Raw genomic sequence first — 6,486 nt, 5'->3', positions numbered from 1 at the left:
CGGCGAAGCTGCCGTCAGTCAACCCTGCGGCAAGTGTGCAAACCGATTATTGCCGTGCTGCGCGGCTGCCGCCGCCCCAACAAGAAATCCGATGCCAGCAACTGGCATCGGATTCCGGATGACTCAAGCGTTCAAGTGGACAGCATTCCCGCTGGAACGGGCTTCCGGTTTACCTCAATCAGCCTTGCCTGACTTGCGAACCTCGGCACTACCTACCGGGTTGCGCGGATCACTGCCACCGCTGAGTACATTGCTGCGTCGATCCCACTCCACCGTCTGCAGGTTGCCCCAGACATGGCTGGAGCCGCGACCGCCTTCGGCCGAGTCGCCCGGCAGTTCAACCTTGTGGCCCATCGCCTGCAGCTGCTTGGCGACTTCGGGCGAGAACGCGCCGGTCTCCGCCGAAATCTCATCCGGCAACCACTGGTGGTGATAACGCGGCAACGCGGCCACCTGCTGTGCGTCCAGGCCGGCGTCATAGCCGAGGATGCCGAGCAGGACCATGGTGATGATGCGGCTGCCACCCGGCGTGCCAATCACCACGACCTTGTCATCATTTTCCATGAAGGTCGGCGTCATCGAGCTGAGCATGCGCTTGCCCTTGGCCGGCGCGTTGGCCGCGTAGCCCATTACACCGAAGGCGTTGGGCGTGCCCGGCTTCAATGCGAAGTCGTCCATCTCGTTGTTCAGCAGCACACCGGTGCCGGCCGGGATCAGACCCGAGCCGTACAGCAGGTTCACCGTCTGGGTGCCGCCAACGCGATTGCCTTCGCTGTCGATGATCGAGAAGTGCGTGGTCTCGTCATCTTCCAACGGCGTCGGGTTGCCCGACAGCAGGTCGCTGGGTGTTGCCTTCTCCGGATGGATGGTTGCACGCAGGCCTTGTGCATAATCGCGGCTGGTCAGCACCTTCTGCGGAATATCGACAAAGTCGGGGTCGCCGAGGAAGAAGGTACGGTCACGATAGGCGCGACGCATCGCTTCCACCACCAGGTGGGTGCTGTGCGCCTGGTCCATCTTGTTCAGATCCCAGGGTTCGAGGATCTGCAGCATGGAGGCCAGCGCGATGCCGCCGGAGGACGGCGGTGAGGCGGTGGTGATCTTCCAGCCACGGTAGTTGAACACGATCGGCTCGCGGGTCTTGACCGTATAGCCGGCCAGTTCCTCGGCAGTCCAGCGGCCGCCGGCCTGCTTCACGCCGGCCAGCAGCTTGCGCCCGGTCTCACCGCGGTAGAAACCATCGAAACCATTGGCCGCCAGCAGCTGCAGCGTATGCGCCAGCTCCGGCTGTTTGAAGATGTCGCCCTCGGCAATCGGCTTGCCATTACGCAGGTAGACCTCACGGGTACCCGGGTAACGGTCCATTACTTCACGGCGGCTGGCATAGCCACGGGCCATGCGTGCGTACACCGGGAAGCCATCGGTAGCGACGCGGATGGCCGGCGCCAGCGAATCGCCCAGCGGCAACTTGCCATGCTCACGCGCCAGCTTCACCAGCGCCGCCGGCAAACCCGGAATGCCGGCCGACCACGGGCCATTGACCGAACGGTCACGGTCAAGGTTGCCGTTCTTGTCCAGGAACTGCTCGGGCGTTGCGGACTCGGGCGAGGTCTCGCGCGCATCCAGCATCAGGTCCTTGCCGGTCTTGGCATCGTGCAGCAGGAAGAACCCGCCGCCGCCCAGACCCGAGCTGATTGGTTCAACCACAGCCAGCGTGGAAGACACGGCCACCGCCGCATCGAACGCATTGCCGCCCTTGCCGAGGATTTCCATACCGGCCTGGGTTGCCAGCGAGTGGCCGCTGGCAATCGCCGCGCCATCGGGATGTGCGGCACGCGTCGGTGCGGTATCGGCTGCCCACGCAGCTGGCGACAACACCAGTGCGAACAGCAGCAGGGAACGGGCAACGAGTTTCATGCCGTTGGATTCTCCGATTGGTAAAATTCAGGGTGATCGCGTTGCAGACCGGCCAGTTTGGCCAGCAGCTGATCTTCGGTTTCGACGATTTCCGGGTCCGGGTCGATGCATTCGACCGGGCACACCACCACGCACTGCGGCTCATCGAAATGACCGACACATTCGGTACAACGGGCCGGATCGATCACATAGATCGTCTCGCCCATTGCGATGGCCTGGTTGGGACAGGCCGGCTCACAGACGTCGCAGTTGACGCAGAGCTCGTTGATTTTCAAAGACATTGTTGCGGTGTTCCCGTCGGAGCGGGGCTTGCAACCGGCGCCTGCCGGTTCATCGGTCCTGCTGTTCATGGCCTGCCAAGGGCAGTACCGACAGCAAGCTTACCGGATACTTGTTTTGCTGGCGCTGGAATGACAGCAATGCCGCCGCTTCCACAGCGTTCCGCCTGTGGCGATGCTGGCTTTGGGCGTTCACCGAGTTGCGCGGTTCGTTGTTGCAGCTCAGGCCAAGGCAACGGCCGGATCCGGAGCAGGGCCAGCGCCTCCCGCCTTCGCAGGGACGACGCACTGGCAAGTGCGGGGCCGCTACGCGACCCCGCACCTATGCGTCACTTGGCTTCGACGAAGACGTAGTCGGCGCCAGTCGGCTTGACGATGGTCTGCACGCGGGCATTGTCGGCGGCATCGCCGATGAACACCACGCGCACACCCTTCATCGAATCAGCCTGCACGTCCTTGAAGCTGGCTTCGATCAGGTCCGCCATCTTGGCCGAGGCCGACGAACCAAAAGCCAGCATGTTGCCCGGCTGGATGCCGCGGCCGACGGCAGTGGTGGCACTCTCAGCCTGACGGTCGTACTTGGCTGCGAATTCCGGATCCGATGCCGGCGGCAGGTAGTACAGGAACGGACTTGCGGTGATGTTGCCCATGTTCTGCACGGCAACCGCCTGCAGGTACTTCTTCCAACCCGCGTCGTCATCCTTGGCCGGGGCGACCAGCGCCTGCTGCGCTTCGACTACCGGTGCTTCTTCTTTCTTGCAGGCGGTTACAGCCAGCACCATCGAGGCGGCAAGCAGCACGCGCATCGTGTTCTTCATGATCGTTCTCCCGTTGAAAAGTGGTGTTACTGAAAAAGGCTTACTGCCCGCGCGCCTCGCGGGCCTTGCGCAACGCTTCAAGCACAGTGGCCGGCACGAAGCCGGAGACATCCCCGCCCAACCGGGCGATTTCACGCACCAGCGAGGAGGAAATGAAGCTGTGCTGCTCGGAGGGGGTCAGAAACAAGGTCTCCACCTCCGGAATCAGATGCCGGTTCATGCTCGCCATCTGGAATTCGTATTCAAAATCGGACACCGCGCGCAGGCCGCGCAGCAACACCCCGCCGTGCACGGAGCGCACGAAGTGGGCCAGCAAGGTGTCGAAACCGACCACTTCCACGTTGTCGTGGTGTTGCAGTGCTTCCACCGCCAAGGCCACCCGCAGCTCCAGCGGCAGCGTCGGGCCCTTGGACGGGCTCTGCGCCACGCCGACCACCACCTTCTCGAACAAGGGCGCGGCACGGTTCACCAGATCGATGTGACCATTGGTGATCGGGTCGAAAGTGCCCGGGTATACGGCGATGCGGCGGTTGGCTGAGGTCATGCGGGTTCGGTCGCGTTCATGTCGCCGCGAAGTGTAGCAGCGGCCCGGCGATAGAGGGCATAGGCCACCTCACGGGTGCTGCCCTCGCGACGCAGCTGCCATTCCGCCGGCAGCCGCAGCGCCGCGCCGACCGGCGCTTCCACGTACAGCCACGCATCTTCAGCCAGGTGTCGGGGCAGGCGTTCGATCACCTGTTCCCACAATCCGGCTGCAAACGGAGGGTCCAGAAACACCAGGTCGGCCCGTGCGGATGGCGCACTGCCCAGCCATTGCAGGGCATCGCCGGCAATCACCTCAACCTGGGCCCCTGCCCCCAGCCTTCCGACCACACCGCGCAGTGCCGCCACCAGTTGCGGATCGCGCTCCACCAGCTGCGCCGACGCCGCGCCACGCGACACCGCCTCCAACCCAAGCGCGCCGCTGCCGGCAAACAGGTCAAGCACACGAGCGCCAGGCAGTTTAGGCATCAGCCAGTTGAACAGGGTCTCGCGTACCCGGTCACTGGTCGGCCGCAGACCCGGCAATTCAGGAACCTGCAAGCGGGTATTGCGCCAACGCCCACCGACGATGCGCACCTGGCCGCTGGCGGCAGCTGGCGCCTTGCCGCGGACCGGGCTCATCCGACCCGCACCGGCAAAGCCAATGACAAAACGCGACAAATCAAATACATCGACGGCCCACACCCAACAGTTCCAAGTGCTGCAGATGATAGACCAGCGCCCACGCTGGCTGCGCCCACCTTGAAATCGGCCCATTCACCCTTACCCATGCTGCAGCCACCGCGCAGCTGCGCGATCCATCAGCAACGGAGCACCCCGACCGATGAGCAACCCGAATCACAAGGAAACCCGCGGTTTCCAGACCGAGGTGAAGCAGCTGCTGCACCTGATGATCCACTCGCTGTACTCGAACAAGGAAATCTTCCTGCGAGAGCTGGTGTCCAATGCCGCCGACGCCGCCGACAAGCTGCGCTTCGAAGCGCTGACCCAGCCCGAACTGCTCGAAGGCGGCGCGCCGCTGCGCATCCGCATCGAGGCCGACCCGGCCGCGCGCACCCTGACCATCGACGACAACGGCATCGGCCTGAGCCGCGATGAAGCCATCGCCCACCTCGGCACCATCGCCAAGTCCGGCACCGCCGAGTTCCTGAAGAACCTGTCCGGCGACCAGAAGAAGGACTCCAACCTGATCGGCCAATTCGGCGTGGGCTTCTATTCGGCCTTCATCGTGGCCGACCAGGTCGACGTCTACAGCCGCCGCGCCGGTCTGCCGGCCAGCGAAGGCGTGCATTGGTCGTCCAAGGGAGAGGGCGAGTTCGAGGTCGAGACCATCGACAAGCCCGAGCGCGGCACCCGCATCGTGCTGCACCTGAAGGAAGGCGAAGAAAGCTATACCGACGGCTGGCAGCTGCGCAGCCTGATCAAGAAGTACTCCGACCATATCGGCCTGCCGATCGAGCTGCAGAAAGAACACCACGGCGAGGAAGCCGACAAGCCGGCCACGCCGGAATGGGAGACCGTCAACCGCGCCAATGCGCTGTGGACGCGTGCCAAGGCCGAGGTCAAGGACGAGGAATACAAGGAGTTCTACAAGCACATCGCGCACGACCCGACCGACCCGCTGGCCTGGACCCACAACAAGGTCGAAGGCAAGCTGGAGTACACCTCGCTGCTTTACACGCCGGGCCGCGCACCGTACGACCTGTACCACCGCGACGCGCCCAAGGGCCTGAAGCTCTATGTGCAGCGCGTTTTCATCATGGACCAGGCCGAGCAGTTCCTGCCGCTGTACCTGCGCTTCATCAAGGGCGTGGTCGATTCCAACGACCTGCCGTTGAATGTCTCACGCGAAATCCTGCAGTCCGGCCCGGTGATCGACTCGATGAAGTCGGCACTGACCAAGCGTTCGCTGGACATGCTGGAGAAGCTGGCCAAGGACAAGCCGGAGGAATACGCAGGCTTCTGGAAGAACTTCGGCCAGGTGCTGAAGGAAGGTCCGGCCGAGGACTACGGCAACCGCGAGAAGGTCGCCGGCCTGCTGCGCTTCGCCTCCACCCACGACGGCAGCGGCGAGCAGAGCGTTGCGCTGGCCGACTACGTCGGCCGCATGATCGAAGGCCAGGACAAGATCTATTACCTGACCGGCGAGAGCTTCCAGCAGGTCAAGGACAGCCCGCACCTCGAGGTGTTCCGCAAGAAGGGCATCGAAGTGCTGCTGATGACTGACCGCATCGACGAGTGGCTGATGAGCTATCTCACCGAGTTCGACGGCAAGTCTTTCGCCGACATCGCCCGCGGCGACCTGGACCTGGGCAAGCTTGAGACCGAGGAAGACAAGAAGGCACAGGAGGAAGTCGCCAAGACCAAGGAAGGCCTGGCCGCGCGCCTGAAGACCGTGCTGGGCGAAGAAGTCGCTGAAGTGCGCGTCTCGCACCGCCTGACCGACTCGCCGGCCATTCTCGCGATCGGCGAACAGGACCTGGGTCTGCAGATGCGCCAGATCCTCGAAGCCAGCGGCCAGAAGGTGCCGGACAGCAAGCCGGTGTTCGAGTTCAACCCGGCGCACCCGCTGATCGAGAAGCTGGATGCCGAGCCGGACATGGACCGCTTCAACGACCTGGCCCATGTGCTGTTCGACCAGGCCGCATTGGCCGCCGGCGACAGCCTCAAGGATCCGGCAGGTTACGTACGCCGCTTGAACAAGCTGCTGCTGGAACTGTCGGCCTGATGACCCTGCCCCCTCCCTTTCGCGCTGCGAAGGGGAGGATTGGAAAGGAACGCTTTGTAGTGCCGAGCCATGCTCGGCAGAAGCCTTACCGGTAATGCCCCAAAGCCCCCCTCACCCCAACCCCTCTCCCGTAAACGGGAGAGGGGCTTGATAAGAGCGAGGAGCCCGTAGTGCCGAGCCATGCTCGGCAGTAGCCTTACCC

7 protein-coding genes are annotated in these 6,486 nt (G+C 63.7%); 2 read left to right on the top strand and 5 right to left on the bottom strand.

Going from position 1 to position 6,486, the window contains the following annotated elements:
- Positions 1-192, top strand: a 192-nt coding sequence (locus tag ACVOMF_RS20250; RefSeq protein ID WP_481510866.1) for a hypothetical protein, incomplete at its 5' end; no start/stop codon positions are given.
- Here the strand turns inward: ACVOMF_RS20250 and ggt are convergent.
- The 5 genes from ggt to rsmD form a co-directional block, all read right to left on the bottom strand.
- Positions 175-1,917 carry a gamma-glutamyltransferase gene (ggt, locus tag ACVOMF_RS20245; protein WP_481510865.1) on the bottom strand — a complete coding sequence of 581 codons (1,743 nt, stop codon included), beginning with the start codon at positions 1,915-1,917 and terminating at the stop codon, positions 175-177. The genes ACVOMF_RS20250 and ggt overlap by 18 nt on opposite strands.
- Positions 1,914-2,198, bottom strand: a complete 285-nt coding sequence (locus ACVOMF_RS20240; protein ID WP_481510864.1) for a YfhL family 4Fe-4S dicluster ferredoxin — start codon at positions 2,196-2,198, stop codon at positions 1,914-1,916. Before ACVOMF_RS20240 ends, ggt begins: the two co-directional genes overlap by 4 nt.
- A 326-nt stretch (positions 2,199-2,524) precedes the next feature.
- On the bottom strand, positions 2,525-3,013 hold the full coding sequence (locus tag ACVOMF_RS20235; protein ID WP_481510863.1) for a hypothetical protein: 489 nt from the start codon (positions 3,011-3,013) through the stop codon (positions 2,525-2,527).
- A 40-nt stretch (positions 3,014-3,053) separates the two neighbouring features.
- Positions 3,054-3,557 (bottom strand): pantetheine-phosphate adenylyltransferase, encoded by a 504-nt coding sequence (coaD, locus tag ACVOMF_RS20230; protein WP_282268816.1) that lies wholly within the window; start codon positions 3,555-3,557, stop codon positions 3,054-3,056.
- A complete protein-coding gene (rsmD, locus tag ACVOMF_RS20225; protein ID WP_481510862.1) occupies positions 3,554-4,177 on the bottom strand; it encodes a 16S rRNA (guanine(966)-N(2))-methyltransferase RsmD in 624 nt (207 codons plus the stop codon). Before rsmD ends, coaD begins: the two co-directional genes overlap by 4 nt.
- Positions 4,178-4,379: 202 nt before the next feature.
- On the opposite strand from rsmD, the gene htpG reads away from it, so the two are divergent.
- Positions 4,380-6,284, top strand: coding sequence for a molecular chaperone HtpG (gene htpG, locus ACVOMF_RS20220; RefSeq protein WP_481510861.1), 1,905 nt, complete (start codon positions 4,380-4,382; stop codon positions 6,282-6,284).
- Positions 6,285-6,486: the final 202 nt, after the last annotated feature.

This window comes from Stenotrophomonas sp. STEN022 (assembly GCF_056760155.1).
The sequence above is the reverse complement of the archived record's forward strand: the minus strand, read 5'-3'. Positions and strand labels throughout refer to the sequence as shown.

What these genes read in the sequence shown, in the direction of transcription:
- ggt (WP_481510865.1), bottom strand. Translation starts at nt 1,917, where the DNA reads ATGAAACTCGTTGCCCGTTCCCTGCTGCTGTTCGCACTGGTGTTGTCG.
- ACVOMF_RS20240 (WP_481510864.1), bottom strand. Translation starts at nt 2,198, where the DNA reads ATGTCTTTGAAAATCAACGAGCTCTGCGTCAACTGCGACGTCTGTGAG.
- ACVOMF_RS20235 (WP_481510863.1), bottom strand. Translation starts at nt 3,013, where the DNA reads ATGAAGAACACGATGCGCGTGCTGCTTGCCGCCTCGATGGTGCTGGCT.
- coaD (WP_282268816.1), bottom strand. Translation starts at nt 3,557, where the DNA reads ATGACCTCAGCCAACCGCCGCATCGCCGTATACCCGGGCACTTTCGAC.
- rsmD (WP_481510862.1), bottom strand. Translation starts at nt 4,177, where the DNA reads ATGAGCCCGGTCCGCGGCAAGGCGCCAGCTGCCGCCAGCGGCCAGGTG.
- htpG (WP_481510861.1), top strand. Translation starts at nt 4,380, where the DNA reads ATGAGCAACCCGAATCACAAGGAAACCCGCGGTTTCCAGACCGAGGTG.